This is a genomic window from Agrobacterium sp. 6Ca8 (genome assembly GCF_055382765.1).
In genome coordinates, this window is record NZ_AP026434.1 from 1,834,228 (window position 1) to 1,860,826 (window position 26,599).

At 59.3% G+C, this 26,599-nt stretch carries 24 protein-coding genes; 7 read left to right on the forward strand and 17 right to left on the reverse strand.

Annotated features, from left to right (window positions below):
• Position 1: 1 nt before the first annotated feature.
• The 8 genes from ACZ5A6_RS22495 to ACZ5A6_RS22530 all read right to left on the reverse strand — a co-directional run bounded on the left by ACZ5A6_RS22495 (position 2) and on the right by ACZ5A6_RS22530 (position 9,131).
• Positions 2-1,957, reverse strand: a complete 1,956-nt coding sequence (locus ACZ5A6_RS22495) for an acetoacetate--CoA ligase (protein WP_464111410.1) — start codon at positions 1,955-1,957, stop codon at positions 2-4.
• Positions 1,954-2,838 (reverse strand): 3-hydroxyisobutyrate dehydrogenase, encoded by an 885-nt coding sequence (gene mmsB / locus ACZ5A6_RS22500; protein WP_013762107.1) that lies wholly within the window; start codon positions 2,836-2,838, stop codon positions 1,954-1,956. Before mmsB ends, ACZ5A6_RS22495 begins: the two co-directional genes overlap by 4 nt.
• Before the next feature lie 13 nt (positions 2,839-2,851).
• Complete coding sequence (locus ACZ5A6_RS22505; protein WP_464111411.1) at positions 2,852-4,447, reverse strand: GMC family oxidoreductase; 1,596 nt, start codon at positions 4,445-4,447, stop codon at positions 2,852-2,854.
• Positions 4,448-4,520: 73 nt separating this feature from the next.
• Entirely contained in the window at positions 4,521-5,528 is a 1,008-nt protein-coding gene (locus ACZ5A6_RS22510) for a branched-chain amino acid ABC transporter permease (RefSeq protein WP_111799411.1), read from the reverse strand.
• A gap of 1 nt (position 5,529) precedes the next feature.
• Entirely contained in the window at positions 5,530-6,417 is an 888-nt protein-coding gene (locus tag ACZ5A6_RS22515; RefSeq protein WP_019566514.1) for a branched-chain amino acid ABC transporter permease, read from the reverse strand.
• Between the two features lie 2 nt (positions 6,418-6,419).
• Positions 6,420-7,121 carry an ABC transporter ATP-binding protein gene (locus ACZ5A6_RS22520; RefSeq protein WP_111799410.1) on the reverse strand — a complete coding sequence of 234 codons (702 nt, stop codon included), beginning with the start codon at positions 7,119-7,121 and terminating at the stop codon, positions 6,420-6,422.
• A gap of 1 nt (position 7,122) precedes the next feature.
• Entirely contained in the window at positions 7,123-7,908 is a 786-nt protein-coding gene (locus tag ACZ5A6_RS22525; protein ID WP_111799409.1) for an ABC transporter ATP-binding protein, read from the reverse strand.
• A 14-nt stretch (positions 7,909-7,922) separates the two neighbouring features.
• Positions 7,923-9,131 carry an ABC transporter substrate-binding protein gene (locus tag ACZ5A6_RS22530; protein WP_013762102.1) on the reverse strand — a complete coding sequence of 403 codons (1,209 nt, stop codon included), beginning with the start codon at positions 9,129-9,131 and terminating at the stop codon, positions 7,923-7,925.
• Between the two features lie 232 nt (positions 9,132-9,363).
• On the opposite strand from ACZ5A6_RS22530, the gene ACZ5A6_RS22535 reads away from it, so the two are divergent.
• On the forward strand, positions 9,364-10,281 hold the full coding sequence (locus ACZ5A6_RS22535) for a LysR family transcriptional regulator (RefSeq protein ID WP_025595208.1): 918 nt from the start codon (positions 9,364-9,366) through the stop codon (positions 10,279-10,281).
• Between the two features lie 134 nt (positions 10,282-10,415).
• Positions 10,416-11,438: an LLM class flavin-dependent oxidoreductase gene (locus ACZ5A6_RS22540; protein WP_111799430.1), complete on the forward strand. Its 1,023-nt coding sequence runs from the start codon at positions 10,416-10,418 to the stop codon at positions 11,436-11,438.
• 145 nt (positions 11,439-11,583) lie between these two features.
• On the opposite strand, the gene ACZ5A6_RS22545 is transcribed toward ACZ5A6_RS22540, so the two are convergent.
• Positions 11,584-12,702, reverse strand: coding sequence for a mandelate racemase/muconate lactonizing enzyme family protein (locus ACZ5A6_RS22545; protein ID WP_111799408.1), 1,119 nt, complete (start codon positions 12,700-12,702; stop codon positions 11,584-11,586).
• 283 nt (positions 12,703-12,985) lie between these two features.
• On the opposite strand from ACZ5A6_RS22545, the gene ACZ5A6_RS22550 reads away from it, so the two are divergent.
• Positions 12,986-13,660 (forward strand): GntR family transcriptional regulator, encoded by a 675-nt coding sequence (locus tag ACZ5A6_RS22550; protein WP_025595209.1) that lies wholly within the window; start codon positions 12,986-12,988, stop codon positions 13,658-13,660.
• 88 nt (positions 13,661-13,748) lie between these two features.
• Here ACZ5A6_RS22550 and ACZ5A6_RS22555 read toward each other — a convergent pair whose 3' ends face one another.
• From ACZ5A6_RS22555 to ACZ5A6_RS22590, 8 genes are all read right to left on the reverse strand, one after another.
• Positions 13,749-14,594, reverse strand: a complete 846-nt coding sequence (locus tag ACZ5A6_RS22555) for an ATP-binding cassette domain-containing protein (RefSeq protein ID WP_464111412.1) — start codon at positions 14,592-14,594, stop codon at positions 13,749-13,751.
• On the reverse strand, positions 14,591-15,430 hold the full coding sequence (locus tag ACZ5A6_RS22560) for an ABC transporter ATP-binding protein (protein WP_004431942.1): 840 nt from the start codon (positions 15,428-15,430) through the stop codon (positions 14,591-14,593). Before ACZ5A6_RS22560 ends, ACZ5A6_RS22555 begins: the two co-directional genes overlap by 4 nt.
• Before the next feature lie 3 nt (positions 15,431-15,433).
• Complete coding sequence (locus ACZ5A6_RS22565; protein ID WP_004431940.1) at positions 15,434-16,348, reverse strand: ABC transporter permease subunit; 915 nt, start codon at positions 16,346-16,348, stop codon at positions 15,434-15,436.
• The gene (locus ACZ5A6_RS22570; RefSeq protein WP_004431937.1) at positions 16,345-17,352 is read right to left on the reverse strand and encodes an ABC transporter permease subunit; all 1,008 of its coding nucleotides are present in this window, start codon (positions 17,350-17,352) and stop codon (positions 16,345-16,347) included. Before ACZ5A6_RS22570 ends, ACZ5A6_RS22565 begins: the two co-directional genes overlap by 4 nt.
• A gap of 63 nt (positions 17,353-17,415) precedes the next feature.
• Positions 17,416-19,020: an ABC transporter substrate-binding protein gene (locus ACZ5A6_RS22575; RefSeq protein ID WP_004431933.1), complete on the reverse strand. Its 1,605-nt coding sequence runs from the start codon at positions 19,018-19,020 to the stop codon at positions 17,416-17,418.
• Between the two features lie 120 nt (positions 19,021-19,140).
• Positions 19,141-20,328 carry a M24 family metallopeptidase gene (locus ACZ5A6_RS22580; protein WP_038494675.1) on the reverse strand — a complete coding sequence of 396 codons (1,188 nt, stop codon included), beginning with the start codon at positions 20,326-20,328 and terminating at the stop codon, positions 19,141-19,143.
• Between the two features lie 555 nt (positions 20,329-20,883).
• Positions 20,884-21,633: an SDR family oxidoreductase gene (locus ACZ5A6_RS22585; RefSeq protein WP_004431929.1), complete on the reverse strand. Its 750-nt coding sequence runs from the start codon at positions 21,631-21,633 to the stop codon at positions 20,884-20,886.
• The gene (locus ACZ5A6_RS22590) at positions 21,630-22,244 is read right to left on the reverse strand and encodes a nucleoside 2-deoxyribosyltransferase (protein ID WP_041694659.1); all 615 of its coding nucleotides are present in this window, start codon (positions 22,242-22,244) and stop codon (positions 21,630-21,632) included. Before ACZ5A6_RS22590 ends, ACZ5A6_RS22585 begins: the two co-directional genes overlap by 4 nt.
• Before the next feature lie 182 nt (positions 22,245-22,426).
• Here ACZ5A6_RS22590 and ACZ5A6_RS22595 point away from each other — a divergent pair, with 182 nt between their 5' ends.
• From ACZ5A6_RS22595 to ACZ5A6_RS22610, 4 genes are all read left to right on the forward strand, one after another.
• Positions 22,427-23,053 carry a ribonuclease D gene (locus ACZ5A6_RS22595; RefSeq protein WP_112290783.1) on the forward strand — a complete coding sequence of 209 codons (627 nt, stop codon included), beginning with the start codon at positions 22,427-22,429 and terminating at the stop codon, positions 23,051-23,053.
• Between the two features lie 82 nt (positions 23,054-23,135).
• The gene (locus tag ACZ5A6_RS22600) at positions 23,136-24,368 is read left to right on the forward strand and encodes a hypothetical protein (RefSeq protein ID WP_112290780.1); all 1,233 of its coding nucleotides are present in this window, start codon (positions 23,136-23,138) and stop codon (positions 24,366-24,368) included.
• A gap of 50 nt (positions 24,369-24,418) precedes the next feature.
• Positions 24,419-24,727 (forward strand): hypothetical protein, encoded by a 309-nt coding sequence (locus tag ACZ5A6_RS22605; RefSeq protein ID WP_004431913.1) that lies wholly within the window; start codon positions 24,419-24,421, stop codon positions 24,725-24,727.
• 259 nt (positions 24,728-24,986) lie between these two features.
• Complete coding sequence (locus ACZ5A6_RS22610; RefSeq protein ID WP_112290779.1) at positions 24,987-26,543, forward strand: hypothetical protein; 1,557 nt, start codon at positions 24,987-24,989, stop codon at positions 26,541-26,543.
• Positions 26,544-26,599 lie beyond the last annotated feature (56 nt).

Sequence of the window (26,599 nt, forward strand, 5' to 3'; positions counted from 1 at the left end):
CCTAATCCTTCAGTTGCGGCAGGTTGCGGAAAAGCTCGAGCGCTTCGGGATTGGCGAGCGCGTCGGTGTTTTTCACCGGCCTGCCATGAATGGTGTCGCGAACTGCGATTTCGGAAATCTTGCCCGAGCGCGTACGGGGAATGGCCGTGACGGCAATGATCCTTGCCGGAACATGTCGTGGCGTAGCACCCGAGCGGATGCGCGTACGGATGGTCTTTTCGAGGACCTCCGTCAGCGCTGCACCCTCTTTAAGGCGCACGAAGAGGATAACCCGCTGGTCACCGTCAATGTCCTGACCCACGGCAATCGCTTCCTCGACCTCCGGCACTGCTTCCACCTGACGGTAGATTTCCGCCGTACCGATGCGAACCCCACCGGGATTGAGCGTCGTATCCGAGCGCCCGTGGATGACATATCCGCCGGTGGCACGCATTTCGGCAAAATCGCCATGCGCCCAGATGCCTGGGAAGCGATCGAAATAGGCAGCCTGATAACGAGAACCGTCCTCATCGCCCCAGAATTTGACCGGCATGGAAAGATGGGCATTGCGGCAGACGAGCTCACCAGCCACGCCGCGAACGGGATGGCCTTCATCGTCCAGGGTATCGACATCCATACCGAGCATCGCGCCCTGCAGCTCCCCACGGTGAACAGGTTGCAGCGGATTGCCGCCAAGGAAACAGGCGCATATATCCGTGCCGCCGGAAATGGAGGCGAGATGCAGATCGGCCTTCCAGTCGCGATAGATATAATCGAAGGATTGCGGGATGAGCGGCGAGCCGGTGGAAAGGATTGTCCGAAGGGATGAAAGTTCATGGGTTTCGCGCGGTTTCAACCCTGCCTTCAGGCATGCGTCGATAAATTTGGCCGATGTTCCGAAGGTCGCGATCCGTTCGGCGTCAATGAGATCGATCAGCCGCGCGGGCGACGGATAACCCGGGTTGCCGTCATAGGTGACGAGGGTGGCGCCAAGCGCCAGGCCGGACACCTGCCAGTTCCACATCATCCAGCCGCAGGTGGTGAAATAGAAGAAACGTTCGCCTTGCCTGATATCGCATTGCAGCTTCTGCTCCTTCATATGCTGGAGAAGCAGGCCACCGCCGGAATGGGTGATGCATTTCGGCTTGCCGGTGGTGCCGGAGGAATAAAGGATCGCCAGCGGCGCCTTGACCGGCAGCCGGTTGAACGCGATTTCACCCGGCTCAAAGGGCGAAACGAAATCATGCAACGTCACGCAGCCGAGATCGGAAAGGCTGGCGGGAACAACGCCACCAATCAGCACTATCTTTTGAGGGGCAGCGCTTTCCACCACCGCGCGGATGGTCGGTCCGACATCGATCCGCTTGCCGGCATAACCGTATTCCGGCACGGCGATGAGGATTTTCGGATCGATCTGCGAGAGCCGGTCGGACGCTCCCGCCGGGCCGAAATCCGGTGAACAGGACGACCAGATGGCTCCGATGGCGCTCGTTGCCAGATAACCGACGACCGCCTCGATATCGTGGGTGACGATAGCGCCGATACGATCGCCTTCCTTCACGCCTGCGTGGACAAGCGCCTGCACCATGAGGGAGACATCCGCATAAAGCTGCCTGCGGCTGATTTCACGCCGCGTGCCATCATCGCGATGGGCGATGATCGCCAACCGTTCATCGGCATCGCGCAGCAGGTTTTCGGCATAATTGAGCCTCGCGCCGGGATAAAACTCGGCCTCCCGCATGGTCGCGCCAGGCTTGAAGGCCCTTTCGCCGCGCGTACCGATGATCCCCAGCTCGTCCCACAGGGCATTGTAAAAGGCATCCGGTGCCTCAATGGACCAACGCAGCAGGCCGGAATAATCATCAGCCGAAAGCCCATGCAGCGATGCGGTCCTTGTGGCAAAGGCAAAAAGCGCCGAGTGCTCCAGCCTTTCCATTGGCGGTACCCACAGAATATCCGACGGCGTGGCGTCCATCATGCCTCGCCTCCGCGTAGCATTTCGACGATTGCGGAGAAATCACGCGCGCCACCGCCCTCACCCACGAAGTTCTCATAAAGCGTCGATGCTGCGGCGCCGAGTGGAGTGGCAACGCCGGCTCCATTCGCGGCCGCCTGCGAGAGTAGCAAATCCTTCAGCATCAGCGCCGCAGCGAAACCCGGTTGATAATCATTGTTCGCCGGTGATGTCGGCACTGGTCCCGGCACCGGGCAATAGGTGGTGAGCGACCAGCATTGACCCGATGAGGTGGAGGCGACATCGAACAGCGCCTGATGCGAAAGGCCGAGTTTTTCGCCCAGCACGAAGGCCTCGGAAACCGCAATCATGGAAATGCCGAGGATCATGTTGTTACAGATCTTGGCCGCCTGGCCGTTGCCGCCCTTGCCGCAATGGACGATCTTCTTGCCCATGGCTTCCAGCACCGGCTTGGCCGCCGAGAAAGCCTCGGCCTCGCCGCCACACATGAAGGTCAAGGTGCCGGCACTGGCACCGCCCGTACCGCCAGATACAGGCGCGTCGACGGAGGGGCAACCGGCGGAAGCGGCAAGCTCGTGTGCCTTCAGGGCGCTGTCCATATCCACCGTCGAGCAATCGATGAGAAGCGTTCCGGCAGCTATTTTCTGCACCAGATCGCCATATACCGAAACAACATGTTCTCCCTTCGGCAGCATGGTTACGATCACTTCTGCCGCATCAATGGCTTCGGCAGAATCCAAAGCGACGGGAATTCCGGCCTCCCTCGCCGCCGCGCGGCATGCCTCGGAAAGGTCGAAACCCCTGACGGCATAACCGGCCTTGACGAGATTGGCGGCCATCGGCAGGCCCATATGGCCAAGTCCGATAAAAGCGACGGTCTTCATGGGAACGCTCCTCTTAGCGATTATCCGCAAGGATCATGTCGGCAGCCTTTTCGGCAATCATGATCGTTGGCGAATTGGTATTTCCGGACGTGATCCTCGGCATGATGGAGGCGTCCGCCACACGCAGCCCTGCAAGCTTGCGGAATTTCAGCCGCGTATCGACAACACTTTCGGCATCGGAGCCCATGCGCAGGGTGCCGACGGGGTGGAATATGGTCGTGCCGATATCGCCCGCAGCGCGGGCCAGATCGTCGTCATTCTCAAAAGTGGGGCCGGGCCGGTATTCCTGCGGTTTGAACCGCGAAAAGGCGGGCTGGTTAACGATGCGGCGCGTCAGCCGCATGGAATCGATGGCCACCCGGCGGTCGCCTTCCGTCGACAGATAATTCGGTCGGATTTCCGGCTGCATGGCAAAATCCGGTCCTTTCACATGCACTGAGCCTCGGCTTTCCGGCCGCAGATTGCAGACACTTGCTGTAATGGCCGGAAAAGTGTGAACCGGATCACCAAACTTGTCGAGTGACACCGGCTGGACATGATATTCCAGATCCGCGGTCTCCTTTTCCGGAGAGGAACGGGTGAAGACACCAAGCTGGCTCGGCGCCATCGACATCGGCCCGGAGCGGGTCAAAGCATATTCGAGGCCGATACTTGCCTTTCCGAACAGCGTGGAGGCCCTCTCATTCAGCGTCAGGACGCCTGAAACCTTATAGACCATGCGCAATTGCAGATGATCCTGCAGGTTCTCGCCCACACCTTGAACTTCCGTCACTGTGTCGATACCGGCGGCCTGCAACACGTCGCCGCGGCCAACGCCGGAAAGCTCCAGAATGTGCGGTGAACCGACTGCACCTGCCGAAAGCACCGTTTCGCGCCGTGCACGCATCTTTTTCAAGACGCCGTCGTGGTGAAACTCGACGCCTGTGACCAGGCCCTCTTCGACGATGAGACGCTTGACATGGGCCTTGGTCATGACTGTCAAATTCCGGCGGCCAAGCGCCGGTTTCAAAAAGGCCTTGGCCGTGTTCCAGCGCCAGCCCGACCGCTGGTTCACATCGAAATAACCGGCCCCTTCATTGTCGCCCCGGTTGAAATCTTCGGTCGCAGGAATACCGGCCTCACCTGCCGCCTGCTGAAAGGCATCAAGCACATCCCAGCGCACGCGCGCCTTCTCCACCCGCCATTCGCCGCCGGTGGAATGCATGTCGCCCTTGCCGCGATAAAAATCCTCCGACTTCAGGAAATAGGGCAGGATATCATCCCATCCCCAGCCCTCGCAGCCAAGTTGACGCCAGACATCGTAGTCGCGGGCCTGACCGCGCATATAGATCATGCCGTTGATGGAGGAGCAGCCGCCGAGAACCTTGCCGCGAGGATAGATCAACGACCTTCCGTTAAGCCCAGGTTCTTCCGCCGTCTTGAAACACCAGTCGGTGCGCGGATTGTTGATGCAATAGAGATAACCGACCGGAATATGGATCCAGTGATAATTATCGTTGCCGCCCGCTTCCAGCAGCAGGACGCGATTGTTCGGGTCTTTCGAGAGGCGGTTGGCGAGAACGCATCCCGCACTTCCCGCTCCGATGACGATATAGTCAAATTCCGCCATGCTATTCTCCATGGGGCGCCCTTGCCGCGTCGCGCCGGACGCGGAGGAGCCTTCCCCCTGTTTCAAAAAATTCTTATCCCCGGTGCTGAAAACCCAGTCTTCGCCCGAGCCGCGAAGCGTAAAATTCACCGATCAGGCCGCGCCGGAACACCAGAACGCAGGCCATGAAAACGAGGCCGGTGATGATGGTGACCGGGAAATCGGATGTCGCGAGATAGTTCTGCAGTGCGACGACAAGCCCCGCACCGAAGATCGGGCCGATCATGGTGCCAATGCCGCCGAGCAGGGTCATCAGGATAACCTCGCCCGACATCTGCCAGGCCACATCGGTCAAGGTTGCGAACTGGAACACCAGCGCCTTCAGGCCGCCCGCAAGACCGGCAAGCGCCGCCGACATGACGAAAGCACCAAGCTTGTAACGCTGCACGCTGTATCCAAGAGAAATGGCGCGCTGCTCGTTTTCGCGGATGGATTTCAGGATCATGCCGAAGGGCGAGTTGACGAAACGCCAGATGACGAGAAGTGCCAGCACGAAGGCGGCAAGCACCGTGTAGTAAATGTTCAGCGGCGCGTTGAGATCGAGAAGGCCGAAGAGGTGTCCACGCGGCACGCCCTGCAACCCGTCCTCACCATGGGTGAAGGGTGCTTGAAGGCAGAAGAAATAAAACATCTGCGACAAGGCAAGCGTGATCATGGCGAAATAGATGCCCTGCCGGCGAATGGCGAAAAAGCCGATGACGAGGCCAAGAAGGGCGGCACCCGCCATGCCGATGAGGAGGCCGATCTCGGGCGTGACGCCCCATTCCTTCACCGAATAGGCGGTGAAATAGGCAGCGCCGCCGAAAAATGCCGCATGGCCGAAGGAAAGCAGCCCGGTGTAACCGATCAGCAGATTGAAGGCGCAGGCAAACAGCGCGAAGCAAAGCAGCTTCATCAGAAAGATCGGATAAACGAACATCGGTGCAGCGATCAGCACGGCCAGTCCTGCCAGTATCAGCACGGTCTTGATGGTTCCAGCGGTTGCGGAAACCTTCGCCTGCGGCATCGCGCCGGCTGTCGGGTTGTGAGTGGCTTTGGACATATCAGGCGTCCTTTCCGAAAAGTCCGGCGGGGCGGATGAGCAGCACAAAGGCCATGATGACGAAGATGACGATGTTGGACGCTTCCGGGTAGAACACCTTGGTCAGGCCTTCAGCGATACCCAGCATGTAGCCGGTGACGATGGCGCCCATGATCGACCCCATGCCGCCGACCACGACGACGGCGAAGACGACGATGATGAGGTTGGTGCCCATCAGCGGTGAGACCTGATAGATCGGCGCGGCCAGCACGCCGGTGAAGCCGGCAAGGCCCGCACCCAGCGCGTAGGTCAGCGTCAGGAGCACAGGCACGTTGATACCGAAGGCCTGCACCAGTGTCGGATTTTCCGTCGCCGCACGCAGATAGGAGCCGAGCCTCGTCTTTTCGATCAACGCCCAGGTAGCGATGCAGGCGACAAGCGAGATGACGACGACGAAAGCGCGGTAGTTCGGCAGGAACATGAAACCGAGATTGGTGCCGCCGGCAAGCTCGCGCGGAACCGAATAGGGCTGACCCGCCGCACCGTAAAGCCAGCGGAACGTGCCTTCCACCACCAGCGCCAGGCCGAAGGTGAAGAGCAGCCCATACAGCGGATCGAGATCGTAAAGCCGCGACAGTAGCAGGCGCTCGATGATCGCGCCGAAAAGTGCAACGACAAGCGGCGTCACCAACAGTGCCCACCAGAAGCTGATGCCGAAATATTGCAGGCCGAGAAAGGCGACGAAAGCGCCAAGCATATATTGGGCGCCATGGGCGAAATTGATGACGCGCAGCAGGCCGAAAATGACGGCAAGGCCGAGCGACAGGAGCGCATAGAACGACCCGTTGATGAGGCCGATCAGCAATTGCCCGAGCAGGGCCTGAAGCGGAACGCCGAAGAGCATCGTCATCGTTAAACCCCCAGCACTTTATTGAGTTCGCCCATGCGGCCGGAAAGCTCGCCCACCGGAAAATTGCTGACCATCCGGCCATGATCCATCAGGTAGAAACGATCCGCGATGCGGCTGGCGAAGCGGAAATTTTGCTCGACCAGAACCACTGTCATGCCACGACTTTTCAAGGTCTTCAGCACCTCGCCGATGCGCTGCACGATTACAGGCGCAAGCCCTTCGGTCGGCTCATCGAGCAGGAGAACCTTGACCCCTGTGCGCAGGATGCGCGCCATGGCCAGCATCTGCTGTTCGCCGCCGGAAAGCTTGGTGCCGGGGCTCGCCCGACGTTCGTAAAGATTGGGAAACAGCTCGTAGATTTCATCGAGCGTCATGCCGCCGGATGCGACGACGGGCGGCAGTTTCAGATTTTCCTCGACGCTCAGTGTCGCGAAGATGCCGCGCTCTTCCGGCACGAAACCGAGGCCGTATTTCGCCGTGCGATGCAACGGCACCGGCATCAGATCCTTGCCGCCGAGCTTGATCACGCCCTTGCGGTTGCGGATGATGCCCATGATGGTGCGCAGCGTCGTGGTCTTGCCAACCCCATTGCGCCCGAGAATGGTGATGGTTTCGCCTTCGCCGACGGTCAGATCGACGCCGTGCAGCGCCTGGCTTTCGCCGTACCAGGATTTCAGGTTGGAGACTTCGAGCATTGCCGCCATATCACGCCTCCTCCGTGCCCATATAGGCCGTACGCACGCGCGGATCGGCGGATACGGTGGCGTAATCGCCTTCCGCCAGAATTTCGCCCCGCTGCAGCACCGTGACCTGATGGCAGATATCTGCCACGACCTTCAGATTGTGTTCGACCATCAGCACCGCGCGCGTTTTGGCCACATCGCGGATGAGATCGGCGACATGCGCGACATCCTCGCCCCCCATGCCCGCCATCGGCTCATCGAGAAGCAATACCTTCGGGTCGAGCGCAAGCGTGGTGGCGATTTCAAGAACGCGCTTGCGACCGTAGGAAAGATCGGCCGCAAGTGCATTTTTTTCCCGTGTCAGGCCAACCGTTGCGATCAACTCCTCGGCACGTGCATTGAGCCTGTCGAGTGAAGAGAGCGGCAGCCAGAATTGCGTTGAAAGGTTATTCGGCCGCTGCAACGCCACCCGCACGTTCTCAAGAACCGTCAGATGCGGAAACACCGCCGATATCTGGAAAGACCTGACGAGACCGAGCCGCGCCACCTTGTCCGGCGGCGTCTTTGTTATATCCGTTCCCATGAAGGTGATCGCCCCGCCTGTCGGCTGGAGAAACTTGGTCAACAGGTTGAAGACCGTGGTTTTGCCGGCGCCGTTCGGACCAATAAGTGCATGCACGCGGGCATGATGGACGTCGAGATCGACGTTTTTCACGGCCGCGAATGCGCCGAAGGTCTTGGAGAGACCGCGCGCCGAAAGCACGACGCGGGGTTCCGCCTGACCGGCAGGGGCGGGAGCGATCATCATGAAGTTCCCCCTTTTTACTGCGTTACCAGCGGGCAACCGCTTTTTGCGGGGTCCATGAAGGCTTCCTTGCCGGGGATCGTGGCAAGCACCTTGTAGTAGTCCCACGGCTGCTTGCTCTCATCCGGCTTCTTCACTTCCATCAGATACATGTCGTGGATCATGCGGCCGTTGGCGGCCACATGGCCATCCTTCGAGAAGACGTCGTTGACAGGCATTTCCTTCATGGCCTTTGCCACAGCGTCAGCATCGTCGGTGCCGGCCTTATCGATGGCCTTCAGGTAATGCAGCACGGCGGAATAGGTACCAGCGTGTACCATGTTCGGCATGGCGCCGGTGCGTTCCTTGAACCGTTCGCCGAATTTGCGCGATTCATCGTCGCGGTCCCAATAGAACCCTTCCGTCAGCGTCAGGCCCTGAGCCGCTTCGAGACCGAGGCCGTGCACTTCGGCAAGCGTAAAGAGAAGGGCCGCCAGCCGCTGCCCGCCCGCAACGATACCGAATTCAGCGGCCTGCTTGATGGCGTTGGAGGTGTCGAGACCGGCATTGGCAAGGCCGATGACCTTCGCGCCTGATGACTGCGCCTGCAACAGGAAGGAGGAATAATCCGTAGAGGCCAGCGGATGGCGCACGGAACCCAGCACCTTGCCGCCATTGGCCTTGACGAAGTTGGACGTGTTTTCTTCCAGCGAATAACCGAAGGCGTAATCCGCAGTCAGAAAGAACCAGCTGTCGCCGCCCTGTTTCACCAGCGCACCGCCGGTGCCGACTGCCAGCGAATAGGTGTCGTAGGCCCAGTGGAAACCATAGGGGCTGCACTGCTTGCCCGTCAGTTCCGTGGTCGCAGCGCCCGTGTTGATGGTGATCTTCTTTTTGTCCTTCGAGAGAGCCTGCACGGCAAGGCCCACCGAGGAAGAGGTCAGTTCCATGATCGAATCGACCTGTTCGGTGTCGTACCACTGCCGGGCGATGTTGGAGGCGACATCCGCCTTGTTCTGGTGGTCAGCCGTTACCACTTCCACCGGCGCGCCCAGCACCTTGCCGCCAAAATCCTCGACCGCCATCTTCGCGGCCTCATAAGAGTATTTACCGCCGAAATTGGCGTAGACGCCCGACTGGTCGTTCAAGATGCCGATCTTGACCTTGCCGTCCGAAATCTCGGCAGCGTAAGCGGCGGTGCCTGCCGCCAGTGCCATGGCCGTGGATAAAACGATACTCTTGCGCATGACTTCTCCTCCCAGAGATGATTGCGAGCCTCAGATAGGTCTGTGCAACGGTGAACGAAGGCGCATGGCGATCGTCCCACGGTGTTGCATCACAACGGTCGCGCCACCCTCCTCAAAGCAGCGCCTCCCTATGTAGACTTCTCGAATTCGGCCGTTGACACAAGAGCGGGGCATCATCAAATTGCGAACAGGAACTGTTCATTTTTGAACAGACCTGGCAATGGAGACCGAATTGGCCACGCCTTTTACCTGGGACGACCTGCAATATTTTCTGGCGGTGGCCCGCACCGGACAACTTTCATCGGCAGCGCGTAGCCTGCGCACCAGCCACGCCACCGTCTCCCGCCACATCGACCGGCTGGAATTCTCGCTTAAAACCAAGCTGTTCGAGCGAAATCCACGTGGTTACGAACTGACGACGGTCGGGCGGCGCCTGGTCGATACCGTCGAGCGCATCGAGGCGGAAGCGGAAAGATTGCAATCGGATATTTCCGAAAGCGGCAGCCTGCTGCGCGGCGTGGTCAGGCTCAGTGCGCCTGAAGGTTTTTCCAACTTTTTCTTCGTGGAAAGGCTGAAAGACTTCGCCGTCACCCATCCGCACATCATGGTGGAGATGGTTACGATCCAGCAGATCATGGCATTGTCGAAGAAAGAAGCGGATGTGGCGGTCACACTCGATCCGCCGAAAGCAGGCCCCTACATCAACGAACAGATCGTCGATTACACGCTGCATATCTACGCATCGCGTTCCTATCTTGCCAGCCACCCGAAAATCACGCGGCGCGAAGATTTGCCCGATCATTTCTTTATCGGTTACGTGCAGGATCTGATCTTCTCGCCGGGCCTCGATTACATGCGCGACGTGATGCCCGGCCTCCGGCCCAACTTCCAGTCATCAAGCATTTTTGCGCAGTTGACTGCAACGCTGAGCGGACGTGGCCTTTGCATATTGCCCAACTTCATCGCCGCACGCTTTCCGGACCTGCAGATGGTGCTGGCAGGTGAAGTGGAACTGCGGCGGGGTTACTGGCTGACAAGCCATCAGGACCTTGCCAATGTGCCGCGCGTGCGCTCGCTGATGGATTTCATTCTCACGACAGCGCGCGCCCACCAAAATCTCTTCATCCTCGACCGCAAGACGATCGCCTGAAACGACCGTCGTTCACATTTCGGCGACACCGTGTCTACGCGTGGCGGATTGGAGAATCCGCACTGCAGCCTATATGACTGACAACAACGATGCCGGCTCAAGTCAGCTGCATCCTAAACATTTGGAAGGTCATCATGAAAAAGATCGGATTTCTATCCTTCGGACACTGGACGCCCTCGCCCCAGTCGCAGACCCGCTCTGCTGCAGACACCCTGCTGCAATCGATAGACCTGGCCGTTGCTGCGGAAGAACTCGGCGCCGACGGCGCTTATTTCCGTGTCCACCACTTCGCCCGCCAGTTGGGATCACCTTTTCCGCTGCTTGCCGCCGTTGGCGCAAGAACGAAAAGTATCGAGATCGGCACCGGCGTCATCGACATGCGTTATGAGAACCCCTTTTACATGGTGGAGGATGCGAGTTCAGCCGATCTCATCGCCGGCGGACGCCTGCAACTCGGCATCAGTCGCGGTTCTCCCGAACAGGTGATCGACGGCTGGCGCTATTTCGGCTACCGCCCTGCCGAGGGCCAGACCGAGGAGGACATGGCGCGCCAGCACACCGAAGTCTTCCTCGAGCTTCTGAAGGGCGAAGGTTTCGCCGAGCCGAATCCTCGGCCGATGTTTCCCAACCCGCCCGGCCTGCTGCGGCTGGAGCCGCACTCCGAAGGGTTGCGCGAGCGCATCTGGTGGGGTTCCAGCTCCAATGCGACGGCGGTTTGGGCGGCAAAGCTTGGCATGAACCTTCAAAGCTCCACCCTGAAAACGGATGAGACCGGCGAACCCTTCCATGTGCAGCAGGCCGAACAGATCCGTGCTTACCGCGCCGCATGGAAAGAGGCTGGACACGCCCGCGAGCCTCGCGTGTCGGTCAGCCGCAGCATCTTCGCTCTCGTCAACGATCGCGACCGATCCTATTTCGGTTACGGCAGCGAGGGCGACGACAAGATCGGTTACATCGACGACAAGACGCGCGCGATCTTCGGGCGCAGCTACGCCGCCGAACCGGAAGCATTGATCGAGCAGCTAAAAGCCGACGAAGCCATCGGCGAGGCCGACACACTGTTGCTGACCGTGCCGAACCAGCTGGGCGTCGACTACAACGCCCATGTTATCGAGACGATCCTCAAACAGGTGGCTCCTGCACTCGGCTGGCGCTAAGTCTGGCAAAACCTGCATCATGCCCGCACCGTCACCCCGGATTAGATTCTGGGTGACGGTGCGATCAAGTCTTCGATAGCGCACGATTCCTTTGACGGCGCCGACGCCCCGTGGCCGGATGCAATCCGGGCTGAACGCCTCTGTTTCATTTCACCGCTTTGCCGTAGCGGGCGATGCTTTCGGCCAAAGGCGTGGTGCTGGCGCCGGGATGCTCCGGGCGCTTGTAAACACCGTCGCGCACATGGATCGGCTCTTCGAAATGGTCCTTGATCCACGGAATATATTCGAGGATGGTCGATGCCGGATGCCAGTAACTCAGATGCACATGCACCTGGCTCATCTCACCGGCATGCGGAACGACAGGCAGGCGATTGGCGAGCGCGAGGTCAGCGACCTGGATATATTCGGTGATGCCGCCAAGTCGGGTTACATCCGGCTGGACATAGGCAACAGCGCCCGCGTCGATGAATGACCGGAACGCATCCACCGTATAAAGCTGCTCTCCGAGAGCGATGGGAATGGATGTGTTGCGTGCCAGCCGCGCATGGCTGGTCACATCGTCATACCAGAGCGGCTCCTCGAACCAGTAGATATCCAGATTCTTCGCCGCCGCGCAGAAGCGCTGGCATGTGGGCAGATCCCACTTGCCGTTACCGTCAATCGCAATCCTGATGGAAGAGCCGACCCGTTTGCGGACGGCGGCGAGGCGCGCGATGTCGATATTCGGATCGTCATGCCCGACCTTGAGTTTCAGGCGGGTGAACCCGTCTTCCTCAACGGCCCTGGCGCTGCCCGCCAGCAGATTTTCGAGGTTGAAGGAAAGCCAGCCTATATCGGTATTGTAGGCTTCGACCCCTGTGGTGTGCGCGCCGCCGAGGTATTGCCAGAGTGGAACGCCCGCCTTCTTCGCCTTCAGATCCCAGAGCGCCACATCGACCGCAGCCAGCGCCAGATGGGTGATGCCCGCGCGGCCGACCCATTGCAGGGACGGATAACGGGCAAGTTTTGTCCACAGCCGCGAATGTTCGGATGCGTCCTCGCCGATCAGCAGAGGCGCATAGCAATCGCTGATGCAGGATGTGATCAACCGGTCGGACGGCAGATGCGCATGGGTGCCGGTGAAGCCGTAGCCCTCAAGGCCGTCACTCGTCGTAATTTTTGCGCCGACGACGCCCCAATGGGTGATGCTGTGGGTGGAATCGGAAATGGATTCCGATGTCAGCGGCAGATGCAGGATGAAAGGTTCAACAGCGGTTATTTTCATGATCGGTCAATTCCTCGACGCTTGAGCAGCCTTTGGGGAGGAATAAACGGAAGTTCCGTTCTGATCGAAGCTCCACCGATCAACCAGTGGAATGTCGCCACTGCCCCGCAATCAATGACCGCAGGAGATGAAGCCTCAGGGGATTGCCCGGCCACCCTCCTCCAGCAGCCAGCTTCCGATGACGGATACAGCTAAGGCAAAATCGACCATTGTAAAATAAAAAATTTTTTATTTTTTATATTCTGTCATTGCCTGTCACTCGCGGTTAGACGATGGTATTGCCATGAACACACTGATCAAAGTCACGCTCGCCGACCAAGCGCATCAGGAACTGCGGGCGCGCATCGTCAGCGGCAGATTGCGTGGCGGCGAACGGCTGTTGCCCAACGAACTTGCCGCCGATCTCGGCATCAGCCCCACGCCGGTCAAGGAAGCATGCCTGAAACTCGAGGCAGACGGGCTGGTGGTCAATTCCTCAAGGCGCGGCATGGTAGTGCGCGATTTTACCGTGGAGGATGTGGAAGAACTCTACGCCGCCAGAATGCTGCTGGAAAAAGGCGCTGTGGAAGTGGCCTTCGATGCCGGGCAGCTGGACGAAGCCTTGCATGCGCAGCTTCTGGAAAGCCTTGCGAAACACCGCGAATTTGCCAAGAGCGCGACGCTGGACGATCTCTCCAAAGCGCTGTTTCACGATCGCAGCTTCCACACGGCCCTTGTTTCGGCCGCGCGCATTCCGGTCATTTCCGGCACGCATGGGCGCATTCTCGACCAGACCCACACGGTTTTCGTATCGATCCTTGGCGACTACGCCCGCTCTGTCGAGGAACACCAGAATATTGCCGACGCCATAGCCGCCCGCAGCAAGGCCCAGATTATCGACGCCCTATGGCGCCATCTGGAACGTAGCCGGCAGAATACGCTGCGGCAGGTGCGTCTGCTGAGAGAGGCCGGCGCCTGAGCGCACCCCCGCAATCTTTTGAAGTCCTGAAAAAACAACAGGCCGGAAATCCGGCCTGTTCCACTTATTCATCGGTCAATCGTCGATCTCAAGCCGTCGCAGCCTGCCGTGCCGCCTTGCGGCGCTCTACGCGGGCGCGGATGGCGTCTACATCCGTTACCGGAGTGGCGGCAAAAAGCTGGCGCGTATAGGCGTGCTTCGGATCGGCAAATAGTTCCTCGCGCGTGCCCTGCTCCACGGCTACACCCTTCGAGATGACCATGACGTCATCGGCGATATAGCGAACGACGGAAAGGTCGTGGCTGACGAAGACGTAGGTCAGCTCGAACTCTTCCTGGAGATCTCTCAGCAGGTTCAGCACCTGCGCCTGCACTGAAAGATCGAGTGCCGAGACAGGCTCGTCCAGCACCAGAAGTGCGGGGTTGAGCATCAGCGCCCGCGCAATCGCGATGCGCTGCCGTTGGCCGCCAGAAAACATGTGCGGATATCGGTTGAAGTGTTCGGGACCCAGCCCAACCTTCACGAGCATGGCTTCAGCCCGCTCACGACGCTCGGACGCCGGCATTTTGGTGTTGATGACAAGCGGCTCCATCAGCACGTCGCCAACCTTCTGGCGCGGATTGAGGCTACCATAGGGGTTCTGGAACACCATCTGCACCTTGGAGCGCATGTCCGTGCCGGAACGGCGCTTTGCGATATCGACCGGCTGGCCGTCGATCTTCAGCTCGCCACCGGATGCCGGGTCGATCAACGCGATGATGCGCGCAAGCGTCGATTTGCCGGAACCGGACTCGCCGACGATGGCGAGCGTCTTGCCGCGCTCGACGGCAAAATCGATGCCTTTCAACGCCTGCACGGTCTTTGCTCCGCCGAACAGGCCGCCCGGAACGTGATAATGGCGGGTAATGCCCTTGCCTTCGACAACGATGCTCATTGAACGCCCTCCTTGCCGAAGAAGTCGGAAACCGTGGGCAGGCGGTCGCCGGTCGCATGTTCCGGCAGCGCGGAAAGCAATGCCTTGGTATAGGGATGTTGCGGGGCCTCAAACAGGCTCAGCACATCCGCTTCCTCCATCTTGCGGCCCTTATATTGCACGACCACGCGGTCTGCTGTTTCGGCCACGACACCCATGTCATGGGTGATGAGGATCAGCGCCATGCCGTATTCTTCCTGCAGATCCATCAACAGATCGAGGATCTGTTTCTGGATCGTTACGTCGAGCGCGGTGGTCGGCTCGTCGGCGATCAAGAGACGCGGTTTGGAAGCGATGGCGATGGCTATCATCACACGCTGGCATTGACCGCCGGACATCTGGTGCGGATAGGCATTGAGCTTGGTTTCCGGATCGGGAATACCGACGGACCGGAACAGCTCCAGTGCGCGTGCACGCGCCGCAGACCGGCCCATGCCGAGATTGAGGCGCAGCACCTCCTCGATCTGGAAACCGACCGTAAAGGACGGGTTGAGCGAGGCAACCGGCTCCTGGAAGATCATGGTGATCTCGCGGCCGATCAGCTTGCGGCGCTCCTGCGGCGACATGGCCAGCAGGTTTATACCATCGAAGATCATCTCGTCGGCGGTGATCGTCGCCGTATCGGGCAAAAGCCCCATGACGGCGAGCATGGAGACCGACTTGCCGGAACCGGACTCGCCGACGATGGCCAGCACTTCATGCTTGTCCACGGAGACGTCGATGCCGTTGACGGCCGTGAACGCGCCGGTGGCGGTGGCGAACTTGACGGTGAGGTTCTTGATTTTCAGCAGGCTCATCGCTTAGCTCCGCTTCAGTTTGGGATCGAGCGCATCGCGCAGCCCGTCACCCATCAGGTTGATGGCGAGCACCGATACGAGGATCGTCAGGCCGGGAAGGGTAACGACCCACCAGGCGCGCAGGATGAACTCGCGGGCTTCGGCCAGCATCGTGCCCCATTCGGATGCGGGCGGCTGCGCGCCCATGCCGAGGAAGCCGAGAGCCGCCGCATCGAGAACGGCAGATGAGAAGGAGAGCGTCGCCTGCACGATCAAAGGTGCAAGGCAGTTCGGCAAAATCGTCTTGAACATCAGCCGGAAATTGCCGGCACCCGCCACACGGGCGGCGGTGACATATTCACGCCGAAGCTCGCTCATGACAGCTGCACGCGTCAGACGCGCGAAATGCGGCTGATAGACGATGGCAATCGCGATCATGGCGTTGGTCAACCCCGGACCAAGGATCGCAACCAGCACCAGTGCCAGAAGCAGCGATGGAAACGCCAGGATGACGTCCATCACGCGCATGATGACAGTGTCCACCCAGCCGCCGAAGAAGCCGGCGACGAGACCGATGACAATGCCGCCGACAAGGGCGATGGAAACAACGACGACGCCGATGAACAGCGAATATTGCGCGCCATAGATTAGTCGGGACAGCATGTCGCGGCCGACAGCGTCGGTGCCGAGCAGGAATGCGGTACGGCCTCCATCCTGCCAGACCGGCGGGACGAGCAACGCGTCTCTATATTGCTGGGTCGGGTCATGTGGGGCAATCACGGCTGCGAAAACCGCGATCAGAACCAGAAGAAGGAAGACGGCAAGGCCGACGACGGCGCCACGGTTCTGGCGGAAGTAGAACCAGAAATCGGCGATCATCCGGCGGCGGATGGCGGCGTCGGAAAGCCTGACGCCGGGAGCTGTGGTCACATCGCTCATTTGTGACGGATCCTTGGATTGATGAGGCCATAGGTGAGATCGACAAGCAGGTTGACGATCATCACCAGACCCGCGATCAGAAGCAGGCCGCTCTGCACGACCGGATAGTCGCGGCGCGAGATGGAATCGATCATCCACTTGCCGATGCCCGGCCAGGAGAAGATGGTTTCGGTCAGGATTGCACCCGCCATCAGCACACCGATCTGCAGGCCGATGGTGGTGATGACCGGGATCATGGCGTTGCGCAATGCGTGAACGCCGACGACACGGGACGGCGACATGCCCTTTGCACGCGCTGTCCGCACATAATCCTCACCGAGGACTTCGAGCATTGCCGACCGTGTCTGGCGGGCAATAACTGCAAGCGGGATGGTGGCAAGCACCACCGAAGGCAGGATGAGATGTGACAGAGCCGAAGCGAAAGCACCCTTCTGCCCCGAAATCAGGCTGTCGATCAGCATGAAACCGGTGACGGAAGGGAAGAAATACATCAACGAGATACGGCCCGACACCGGTGTCCATTGCAGGATGCCGGAGAACATGATGATGAGCAGCAGGCCCCACCAGAAGATAGGCATGGAGAAGCCAACCAGCGCCGTCGTCATGGAGATCTGGTCGAACCACGAGCCACGGCGGATGGCGGCGATGACGCCGACCGGCACACCGATCAGTGTGGCGAGGATGATGGCGACGAGGCCAAGCTCGACTGTCGCGGGGAAGAGCGCCAGGAACTCAGTCAGAACGGGTTTCTTGGTGACCAGCGAATTGCCGAGATCACCCTGAAGCAGCCGCCCCAGAAAATGGAGATATTGCTGCCAGATAGGCTGGCTGAAGCCAAGCTGTTCGGCAAGTTGTGCATGCCGCTCGGGCGAAATGCCACGCTCACCCGCCATCAACAGCACGGGATCGCCCGGCAGGACGCGAACGAAGGCAAAGGCAACGATGGTAATCCCGAGAAATGTCGGAACGAGATAGAGAAGTTTGCCGAAAATGAACCGGATCATGGTTTTGTCCTGAAAAGACGCGCGAAAGAACCTGAGTTCTTCCGCGCGTCCTGTTGTTTGGGATTACTCAGCGATATCGACGGATTCGAAGGTGAAGTCGCCAAGCGGGCTCATGGTGAAGCCGGAAACCTTGGCGGACATCGGAACGAACTGCGTGGAGTGCGCAAGCGTCGCCCACGGAGCCTGTTCCTTGAAGATCACCTGCGCCTGCTCATAAAGCTTGGTGCGCTCGGCAACGTCAGTGGTCTGCTTTGCCTTGGAAAGCAGTTCGGAGAACTCCTTGTTGCACCACTGAGCACGGTTTGCACCGCCTTCGCCGGTTGCAGCGCAGGAAAGCAGAACGCCCATGAAGTTATCAGGGTCACCATTGTCGCCGGTCCAGCCGAGGATGACGGCACCGTCGCGGTTCACTTCAGTCGACTTCTTGAGGTATTCACCCCATTCGAAGGAGACGATCTCGGCCTTGACGCCAACCTTCGCGAAATCCGACTGGATCAGCTCGGCGGTGCGGCGGGCATTCGGCATGTATGGACGCTGAACCGGCATCGCCCAGATCTTCATTGTCAGATCCTTGACGCCAGCGGCTTCGAGAGCCTTCTTGGCAGCTTCCGGATCGTAAGGATCGTCCTTGATGCTGTCGTTGTAGGACCACATCGTCGGCGGGATCGGGTTCTTGGCAACCGTGCCGGCGCCCTGGAATACGGCGTCGATGATCGCCTGCTTGTTCATCGCCATGTTCAGCGCCTTGCGGACTTCCGGCTTGTCGAAAGGTGCAACGGTGGTGTTGTAGGCGAAGTAGGCAACGTTCAGGCCCGGCTGTTCATCGAGCTTGAGGTTGGAGTCGGCACGGATGGTGGCGAGGTCGGCCGGGGCCGGATAAGGCATAAGGTGGCATTCGCCAGCCTTCAGCTTCTGCAGACGAACGGCAGCGTCCGGCGTGATCGCGAAGATCAGATCGTCGATCTTCGGAGCTTCGCCCCAGTAGTCGGCGTTCTTCTGGTAGCGGATGACCGCGTCCTTCTGATAGGCGACGAACTTGAACGGGCCGGTGCCGATCGGCAGGTTGTTGAAGTCTTCCTTGGTGCCGGCCTTATCAAGCGTATCAGCATATTCCTTCGAAACGATCGAAGCGAAAGGCATCGCGATATTGGCAAGGAACGGTGCTTCAGGACGGGTCAGCACGAACTTCACGGTGTAATCGTCAACCTTGACGATTTCCTTGATCAGCGACGGCATTTCCATGGAGTTGTAATATTCGTAGGTGATGCCTGCGATATACTGGTTCCACGGGTTCTTTGTGTCACCCTGGCGGTTGTAGCTGAAGATCACGTCATCGGCGTTGAAATCGCGGCTTGGCGTGAACTTCTCGTTGGAGTGCCACTTTACGCCCTTGCGCAGGTGGAACGTGTATTCGAGGCCATCGCTCGAAACTTCCCACTTTTCGGCAAGGCCTGGCTCAACTTCGGTCGTGCCCTTCTTGAACTCGGTCAGACGGTTGTAGACCGGATGCGCGGAGGCATCGAAGGTGCCGCCGGCAGTGTAAGGCGAAGGATCGAAGCCTTCCGGAGATGCCTCGGAGCAATAAACGAAGGTCTTCGCCATGGCGGGCACGGCGGAAGCCATCGCAAGCGCAGAGGCTATAAGCAAACTGCGGGTCAGCGTTTTCATCTGGTGGTCCTTTCCCTCTTTTTCTGAGTTTATGCGACCCCGTTTTAAGGGGCCTACCTGTCCTGGTCAGCGACGACGCGGAGCCCCGTGTCGCCGTTCGGTCCTGTGCCTCCCGACCAATTACCCGGCGACCGGCTGGAACAGCCGGTCGAGGTTCTTTTCCGGCGGGCAGAACCAGCGTGGTCCCGCCTCCGTCATATAAGCTATATCCTCGAGACGGACGCCGCATTCCCCATAAACGCACAGCATCGGCTCGATGGAAAAGCACATTCCCGGCTGAAGTGCCGTGGCATTTCCTGCAACGATATAGGGTTCTTCGTGAATATCCAGCCCAAGCCCATGGCCGGTGCGATGCGGTAGACCCGGAACCTGATAATCCGGCCCAAAACCGGCCGCTTTCAGGCTGTCGCGCGCGGCCTTGTCCACGTCCGAGCAGGCAGCCCCGACCCGGGCCGCGTCAAAGGCAGCAGCCTGCGCGTCCCGCTCGGCGTTCCAGAGAAAACGCTGCCGTTCCGTCGGCTGGCCGAACACATAGGTGCGGGTGATATCCGAACGATAGCCATGAAGGATGCCGCCGAGATCGACCAGCACCATGTCGCCGTCAACAAGCGTCTGCGCATAGGGCACGCCATGCGGATAAGCCGTCGCCTCGCCGAACTGAACCGCCACGAAAAGCGGCTTCATGCCAAGCGCAACATGTGCGGCGTTAACGAAGTCGGCCACTTCCGTGGTGGATATGCCGGGACGCAGCCCCTCGAACACGGCCTTCTGCACGCCGTAGCTCGCATCCATCGCCGCCTGGATGATGGCAATCTCGGCTGCGGATTTGACCTGCCGCTGTGCGACAATCATCGGCTGGGCGGAAATGATGCGGCCTTCCAGACGCTGCATCAGGGCCGATGCGAAAACGAAAGGAGTGGCAGGATCGATCGCGACAAGGTGGCCGGGACAGCCGAGCGCTTCGATGCGCTTTGCCATCAGGTCAAAAGGACTTTCATCCTCTTCCCAGACGGCAACTTCGCCCTCGATACGGATCATCGTCCGTAGTTTCGGCTCCTCAAATGCCGGACTGACATAGACCGGCTTGCCTTCTGCCGGCACCAGGGCGCCGTGAATGCGCTCCGAAAGACCAAGCGACAGGCCAGTATAATAGGTCAGCGACGATGATGCATCGAGCCAGACCGCCTTGATATTTTGCTGGATTAGCTGCGCTTGCAGGCCGCGCAACCGCAACCCGAGCTCGTCTTCAGCGATCGATGAAACCGCGATCGGCTGAAACCGCTTCAGCGCCTCTTGAAAGTCTGCCATTCTCTCCCCGCCGCTTTCAGGCGCACAGACACAAGCGTGTCGGCAACTCCCAAGCGTTCTTTTGCCAATGCTTAAACACAGGCCGGGGCCTAAGCAATGGGCCAGGACGATGCACCGCCACAAAACTGTGCATATTCATCTAGACATAACGAAATCGTGATCGACACGCGCCCGATTTCGACAATCATCGCCTTGACGGGAAAATCAGAAATCCCCCGAAAACTTAAGGGGAAAAGCGGGGTATCGGTCATCCGGGCGCAGACGGCGCGCAGAAACCTCACCGCAAGATGCATTGGAAAAAGAAGCCCAGAAAAGGAAAAAGCCTGCCGCGGGAGGAGGTGCGGCAGGCTTCAAACTTGATCGGTGATTGGGAGGAGGAGTACCACCGATCCGCATCGAGCGACACTGGGAGGAGGAGTGCGTCGCTTCGATGTTTTGAATATAGCGGTATCCGCGATTTTTAACAGAGCAAGTCTCGCAATGCAGCATTGCATTTTTGCATAGCTCGGAAATTCCTGCTTTGTTTTTTAGCACTCCCGCAGAAGACGTTGAAAATCAACTTTCCCGATGCACTTGGAAACCGGCAAAGGACTGGTTGACCGGCATGAGTTCGAGGCTGTTGATGTTGATATGTTTGGGCTGCGAGGCGACCCAATGGATCGTATTGGCGATATCCTCGGCCGTGATCGGATTGACGCCCTTGTAAAGATTGTCCGAGGCATCCTGATTGCCGCCGGTGCGAACAAGCGTGAATTCCGTTTCGCACATGCCCGGTTCGATCGAGGTGACGCGCACGCCCTTGCCATGCAGGTCGGAGCGCAGACCGAGCGAGAATTGCCGCAGGAAGGCTTTCGTTCCGGCATAGACATTGCCGCCCGCATAGGGCCAGTGCGCAGCTACCGAGGAAAGGTTGATGACAATGCCCTTGCGGTCGATCAACGTGGGCAAAAGATGGTGGGTGATGTTCAAAAGACCGGTGATGTTGGTGTTCACCATGGTCTGCCAGTCTTTCAGCGGCACCTGCGGTGCAGGTGCGGTGCCGAGCGCAAGCCCCGCATTGTTGACGAGAATATCGATGTCCCGGAAACCTTCCGGCAAAGCCGCAAGTGCCTTTTTAGTGGCATCTTCGTCGGTAACATCGAAGGCAGCGCCGTGAAAGGCGGAGCCGAGTTCTTGAGCCAGCGCCTCCAGCCGTTCCGCCCGCCGACCTGTGCCGATGACCTTCCAGCCTTCCTTGACGAAACGCCGCGCCGTGGCCTGTCCGAAGCCGGACGTGGCGCCGGTGATGAGGATGGTACCGCTCATGATGATGTCTCCACTAAATTCGTTCTGTCGGGATCAGTCTGTGTCAGTAATTTTTCAGCGGCGGCCGCCAGACAGCGCTTATACGCCTCGAGATCCGTATAAAGGGCCTCTGCCGTGGCGTTGCCAACGATGACGACGCCGCCACGCCGCAAAATTCCGCCGTGCAGCATGAGATTGTCGACCATGTCGAAATTCTCGATCGACAAACCGTCCGGGCCGCGATAGCGCCCTGTTTCATCGATTGCGGCAACACCGTTATATTGCGCCTTGATGCGGGTGAAGTGATTGGCCGCGACATTGGTGTAGGCGAAAACCGGCTTGCCTAGCGCGCACATGAACCCCAGTTCGTAGCTCGTTCCCGTATCGGCGGCGATGCCGCGAAACGGCGTGAGATTGGCGATAACCGCATCCGCTTCCAGCATCATCCGCTCGTCTATGGCATTGATGTTGCAGCCGTGGCCGATTTTCGTGTCCGCGGGCGGAATTTCCAAATCGCCCGGCGAAAGCGGCGTAAACCCGGCCTCGCGTGCAAGCGAGGCCTTGAGGTCGAGCATTTCACGGGCATTCGGGAGGAAGACCTCCGGCCCGGCGAGATAGATTTTCTTTGTCATAGGAAATTTCATACAATTTGGAGAAACAGGATTTTCGCAAACCTAACCCGGAGACTTTCGCAAACGCAAGTACCAAGCGGACATGCGCTAAGGCGCGTCGGAGCGACCTACAAAACGGTATCGTCAAACCTGTCTTTCCGTTATAGCCGGAGCAACGAACTGGACATTCCCGGAGCAAGACAATGGCAGCAACCATCCGTTATCACGAAGGCGATATTTCCGCCGTAGATGCCGCACGCTACCTTGGCGCCATCGCAATCGATACGGAAACACTGGGGCTGGTGCCACGCCGCGACCGTCTCTGTGTCGTTCAGCTTTCTCCTGGAGACGGTACGGCGGATGTCATCCGCATCGCCGCCGGCCAGAAGGAGGCTCCAAACCTCACCCATATGCTTGCAGACCCTGCCCGGCAGAAGATTTTTCACTATGGCCGTTTCGATATCGCCGTTCTGTTCCACACGTTCGGTGTGACGACGACGCCGGTTTTCTGCACCAAGATCGCCTCCCGCCTGACCCGCACCTATACCGACCGGCACGGGCTGAAGGACAATCTGAAGGAAATGCTTGAAGTCGACATCTCCAAGGCGCAGCAATCGTCCGACTGGGCAGCAGAAAAACTGTCACCCGCACAGCTCGAATATGCTGCATCCGATGTGCTGCATTTGCATGCGCTGCGCGACAAGCTGACACACCGCCTCGTGCGTGATGGTCGCCTCGATCATGCCGATGCCTGTTTCGCGTTTCTGCCGACCCGTGCCAAGCTCGATCTTCTGGGCTGGGACGAAACGGATATCTTCGCCCATAGCTGAGCGGTTTCACGCTTCGTTTAAGGACTGATTTACCGAAACTGCCTATTCTCGGCCGCAACTTTGGGTGGCCGGGGACTTCCAGATGATTACACCGTTGCAGCAGACGGCAAGCATTGCAGTCAGCGACCTCATGCGGTCGATGGTGGAAACCATTGAGGAGCGCCATCGCGAAGAGCAGGAAAAAGCGAACGGCACCAAAAAAGACGAGACGATAAAGACCCAGCCGCAGCCGGACCAAAGCCATAAAGTTGCCAATGAAAAGATAAGCGCCTATCTGTTCGGCGCCATGAAGCCTGATGGCGATGCCTTCGCCTCGCTTGTCTCCCGTTTCTCGTCTGCGCTTGGCATCACCCAGGAAAACGATGAATCGAACGCGGCTTTCGCGCAAAGGCTTCAGGACGCGCTGACCCTGACCGACGGCTTTGAAAAAACCGATGCGGCAGGAAAAGCCACGACGATTTCGCTGAAATCCTTCGGCGTTTCGGAAGCGCAGGTCGTGGAAGTCCTGAATAACGGCGTAACTGCCAAGACCGCGCCCATGGCAGCACTTGCCGCACGCATTGCCCAAAATGCCGGCCTGAGCGGCAAGGAAGAAGATTTCGGCGTGCAGATGTCGAAAGCAATCATGGCAGTGCGCGCCACCGCACCCAAAAATGTCAATGATCTCGAAGAATCGACTGGCCTCAAGGAACTTGGTATTTCCGCGCAGCAGATGATCGCCGCAATCGCAAACCCATTTGGCGATGCGGCGCGCGCCGTGAAGAATGCGCTGAACGATCAGGCGCAGGGCACCCAATTCATGACACGGGAAACGATGAAGGTCATCCAGCGCCTGGAAGACGTTGCCGATCCGAAAACCAAGGAAGAATTGCAGGCCGAACGCGGCAAAAACCGCATGGGCGAAATCAACGATGCCGAAGTTGCGGCGGAGCGGGAAGAGGATATCCAGACCCGAGACGCACAGGGCAAGCTGGAGGATGTGCAAAAACTTCAGGACGTCGTGAAGGAACACATAGACGCTGCCGCCGAAGAAAAAGCGCAAGGCACTGACGGGCAAGGCCCGGTCGATATTTCATCGGAAATCGCCCTTATCTCCGTGCTCGCGGCAACGCCATCAAGCGAAACGGCCCCGGCTGAAAATGACAACGAACCCGCAGAGACAGACGCCGCAACCAAGACGGAAGCCGATCAGAAAGACGACGCCGAAAAACTGCTTGATGCTCAGGCAGTCATCGATAACGACCGCAACGCCATTTTGCCGATCTCGATAGACGACAATGGAATTTATGCACTGCTGAAGAAGAAGGCGGCATGATCTCGCCGCTACCGATAGTCACCTGAGCGAAACATGATGTGAGTTCAAACATGTCTCAAATTTCCGGCATATCCGGCAGCGCCGGCCTCGATGCCGAACCAAATGCGGCGCAAGCGCTGCTCTCCATCGCCGCTCCGCCACTGGCGCCGAATGACGACAATTTCGTTGCCGCAAGCGAGGAAGACAACCTCATCGCCCCCGTGGAAAATCGCCCCGAGAGAGGTTTTCCCAAGGCAAGCTGGCTCGACGCGATGCCGCCGGAAGCCTTTGAGGCAGCGGATAGCGAACCGGACCATATTTCATCGGTCAATTCCGACGATAACGGGCTTTACCGCATGTTCATCAGCGTCTCTCCCTGATTGCCATATCGACACGATTTTTATGGTTAGCGAATTCTTAATATCTGCGGCCCAGACTCAGGGTTGATGATTCTGTGTGTATCGCGAAGAGCTGGCATTCCTGCCAGCGACGCACACGGCGCTCCCGCATGAGCGGGCGAGATGACACCTGTACATCACCGGCGCGGCAATCTTTCAACATAGGCCAAATGCGGATCAGAGAGCCAGGGACTGGCCCTTTCGCAGCCAGCGGCGGTAATCGATAGGAACGGAGCGCAGCATGTTACCGCCTGTACCGAAAATTCCGGCAGCCGATGCCGCCTATGGAGCCGCAGCCTCGCAGACGCAGCGCGGGGAGCCGAAGGAGGCCGTGCAGCCGCAGGCAAGCAATCTTGCTCCCGACAATGGCGGCAGTCTTTTCGCCAAAGCCGCAGTCACCTCTCTCGCCAGCGAATATCAGCTTTCCCGCAGCACCGCCGTTCTGGCGGAGGCGCTTGGCAAGCTGATGAACCTGCCAAGGCGCGATGGCGAAGCCATTCAAACCTATGTGATGCGTCTGACGGATGCGCTGCGCGCCCTGCCCGCACCGCAGCGCCTGGCGCTGGAACAACAGGTCAGCAAAGTCCTGCAGGGGTTGAGCCTTTCGATGCTGGCAGAAATCCTGAAACAGCCAACCGGGCCGGATGCCGCAAGGCTTGCGCTGCTGATCGAGCTTTCCCGCTACAAGGGAACGGATCTTGCGGCGAAGGCTGTGGTGTCCTCTTATCAGCAGAACAACTCGGCCAATCCGGTGACCGCGCAGCCAGTACAAGCGAGACAGCAGAACGGCCCGAGCCAGAGTGCTGACGGCCGCCCAAACCCGGCAACGACCACCACAACAACAGCACAACCGGCAACCGCCGCCGCGCCCGGCCGGCTGTTGCCTATGCTCATCGGCCCGCTTGCCCAAAGCGCCGCCGCAATAAAAGCCATGGTTGCGGCGCAGGCAGCGCCGCAAGGCCCGCAGGCCAATCTTCCCGCCCCACCTGCCGACATGTCCGACTCTCCGCGCGATGCGGCAAAACCGGAAGGGAAAGCCGCCGAAAGCACCGTACGCTCGCCTCAGCCGCAAACGAGCAGCACAACAAAAGAAGCTTCGACAGATGCCCGCCCGGCAAATCCGCCACGGGCTGAGAACGCCGAGATGCGCCCTGCACTTCAGCATCGGGACACGATGAAGCTGGAGCCGAGGGAAATCCGCACTACCTTGAACCCACCATCCGGCCAGTCCACGGCTGGCGCCAAGGATATGGAAAACCTGCTCCTCGCTGCATTGGCCGGCAAACTTCCCGCCAAGGCCACCACCGCTGCCCAGCTTTCCGCCACGCCACCGGGCGCCATACCGCAACCACTCGAAGAGCAGCCTGCCGAAAAAACTGCCCTCGCAACGCCCATCCACCCGACCGGGGAGGAAACGGAGACGATTACCAACCGGCCAGAAGCCCAGCCCATGCCCCGCGCCGCTCTCGACCCGGAAGCAAGAATGGCGATGCTGGAACAAACGGCTTCGCAATCGCTGATCGCTGCGGCTCTGGCAAAAGACGGCACGCCGTTACCGCTCGTCGCATACCCACCGGCGGAAGAGGACCACGAATCGGAAACGCCGCATCGCGGGCGTGGTCCATTTTCCGAGGATGAAGCGAATGGCGAGGCGGAGGGCGAAAATCCCGACGGTCAGGACGAGATGGAAGAGAGGGTGGCCGCCAATGACGAGATTGGGGATGGGGAAAATCCGCGGACAGCGGCTTTCGACGACAGTGCGGAAAATTATTACCTCAAGATGAGTGGCATGCACTGAATTCCGCGCCGCCCATTGGCCTGTGCCACGAACACTATAGCCAACAAAAAACCCGC

Excerpts from the sequence above, each read along its gene's own strand:
- ACZ5A6_RS22550 (WP_025595209.1), top strand. The coding sequence starts at position 12,986 with ATGAACACACTGATCAAAGTCACGCTCGCCGACCAAGCGCATCAGGAA.
- ACZ5A6_RS22585 (WP_004431929.1), bottom strand. The coding sequence starts at position 21,633 with ATGAGCGGTACCATCCTCATCACCGGCGCCACGTCCGGCTTCGGACAG.
- ACZ5A6_RS22540 (WP_111799430.1), top strand. The coding sequence starts at position 10,416 with ATGAAAAAGATCGGATTTCTATCCTTCGGACACTGGACGCCCTCGCCC.
- ACZ5A6_RS22555 (WP_464111412.1), bottom strand. The coding sequence starts at position 14,594 with ATGAGCATCGTTGTCGAAGGCAAGGGCATTACCCGCCATTATCACGTT.
- ACZ5A6_RS22560 (WP_004431942.1), bottom strand. The coding sequence starts at position 15,430 with ATGAGCCTGCTGAAAATCAAGAACCTCACCGTCAAGTTCGCCACCGCC.
- ACZ5A6_RS22600 (WP_112290780.1), top strand. The coding sequence starts at position 23,136 with ATGATTACACCGTTGCAGCAGACGGCAAGCATTGCAGTCAGCGACCTC.
- ACZ5A6_RS22510 (WP_111799411.1), bottom strand. The coding sequence starts at position 5,528 with ATGTCCAAAGCCACTCACAACCCGACAGCCGGCGCGATGCCGCAGGCG.
- ACZ5A6_RS22520 (WP_111799410.1), bottom strand. The coding sequence starts at position 7,121 with ATGGCGGCAATGCTCGAAGTCTCCAACCTGAAATCCTGGTACGGCGAA.
- ACZ5A6_RS22605 (WP_004431913.1), top strand. The coding sequence starts at position 24,419 with ATGTCTCAAATTTCCGGCATATCCGGCAGCGCCGGCCTCGATGCCGAA.
- ACZ5A6_RS22570 (WP_004431937.1), bottom strand. The coding sequence starts at position 17,352 with ATGATCCGGTTCATTTTCGGCAAACTTCTCTATCTCGTTCCGACATTT.
- ACZ5A6_RS22505 (WP_464111411.1), bottom strand. The coding sequence starts at position 4,447 with ATGGCGGAATTTGACTATATCGTCATCGGAGCGGGAAGTGCGGGATGC.
- ACZ5A6_RS22530 (WP_013762102.1), bottom strand. The coding sequence starts at position 9,131 with ATGCGCAAGAGTATCGTTTTATCCACGGCCATGGCACTGGCGGCAGGC.
- ACZ5A6_RS22495 (WP_464111410.1), bottom strand. The coding sequence starts at position 1,957 with ATGATGGACGCCACGCCGTCGGATATTCTGTGGGTACCGCCAATGGAA.
- ACZ5A6_RS22610 (WP_112290779.1), top strand. The coding sequence starts at position 24,987 with ATGTTACCGCCTGTACCGAAAATTCCGGCAGCCGATGCCGCCTATGGA.
- ACZ5A6_RS22515 (WP_019566514.1), bottom strand. The coding sequence starts at position 6,417 with ATGACGATGCTCTTCGGCGTTCCGCTTCAGGCCCTGCTCGGGCAATTG.
- ACZ5A6_RS22590 (WP_041694659.1), bottom strand. The coding sequence starts at position 22,244 with ATGACAAAGAAAATCTATCTCGCCGGGCCGGAGGTCTTCCTCCCGAAT.
- mmsB (WP_013762107.1), bottom strand. The coding sequence starts at position 2,838 with ATGAAGACCGTCGCTTTTATCGGACTTGGCCATATGGGCCTGCCGATG.
- ACZ5A6_RS22565 (WP_004431940.1), bottom strand. The coding sequence starts at position 16,348 with ATGAGCGATGTGACCACAGCTCCCGGCGTCAGGCTTTCCGACGCCGCC.
- ACZ5A6_RS22545 (WP_111799408.1), bottom strand. The coding sequence starts at position 12,702 with ATGAAAATAACCGCTGTTGAACCTTTCATCCTGCATCTGCCGCTGACA.
- ACZ5A6_RS22595 (WP_112290783.1), top strand. The coding sequence starts at position 22,427 with ATGGCAGCAACCATCCGTTATCACGAAGGCGATATTTCCGCCGTAGAT.
- ACZ5A6_RS22575 (WP_004431933.1), bottom strand. The coding sequence starts at position 19,020 with ATGAAAACGCTGACCCGCAGTTTGCTTATAGCCTCTGCGCTTGCGATG.
- ACZ5A6_RS22525 (WP_111799409.1), bottom strand. The coding sequence starts at position 7,908 with ATGATGATCGCTCCCGCCCCTGCCGGTCAGGCGGAACCCCGCGTCGTG.
- ACZ5A6_RS22580 (WP_038494675.1), bottom strand. The coding sequence starts at position 20,328 with ATGGCAGACTTTCAAGAGGCGCTGAAGCGGTTTCAGCCGATCGCGGTT.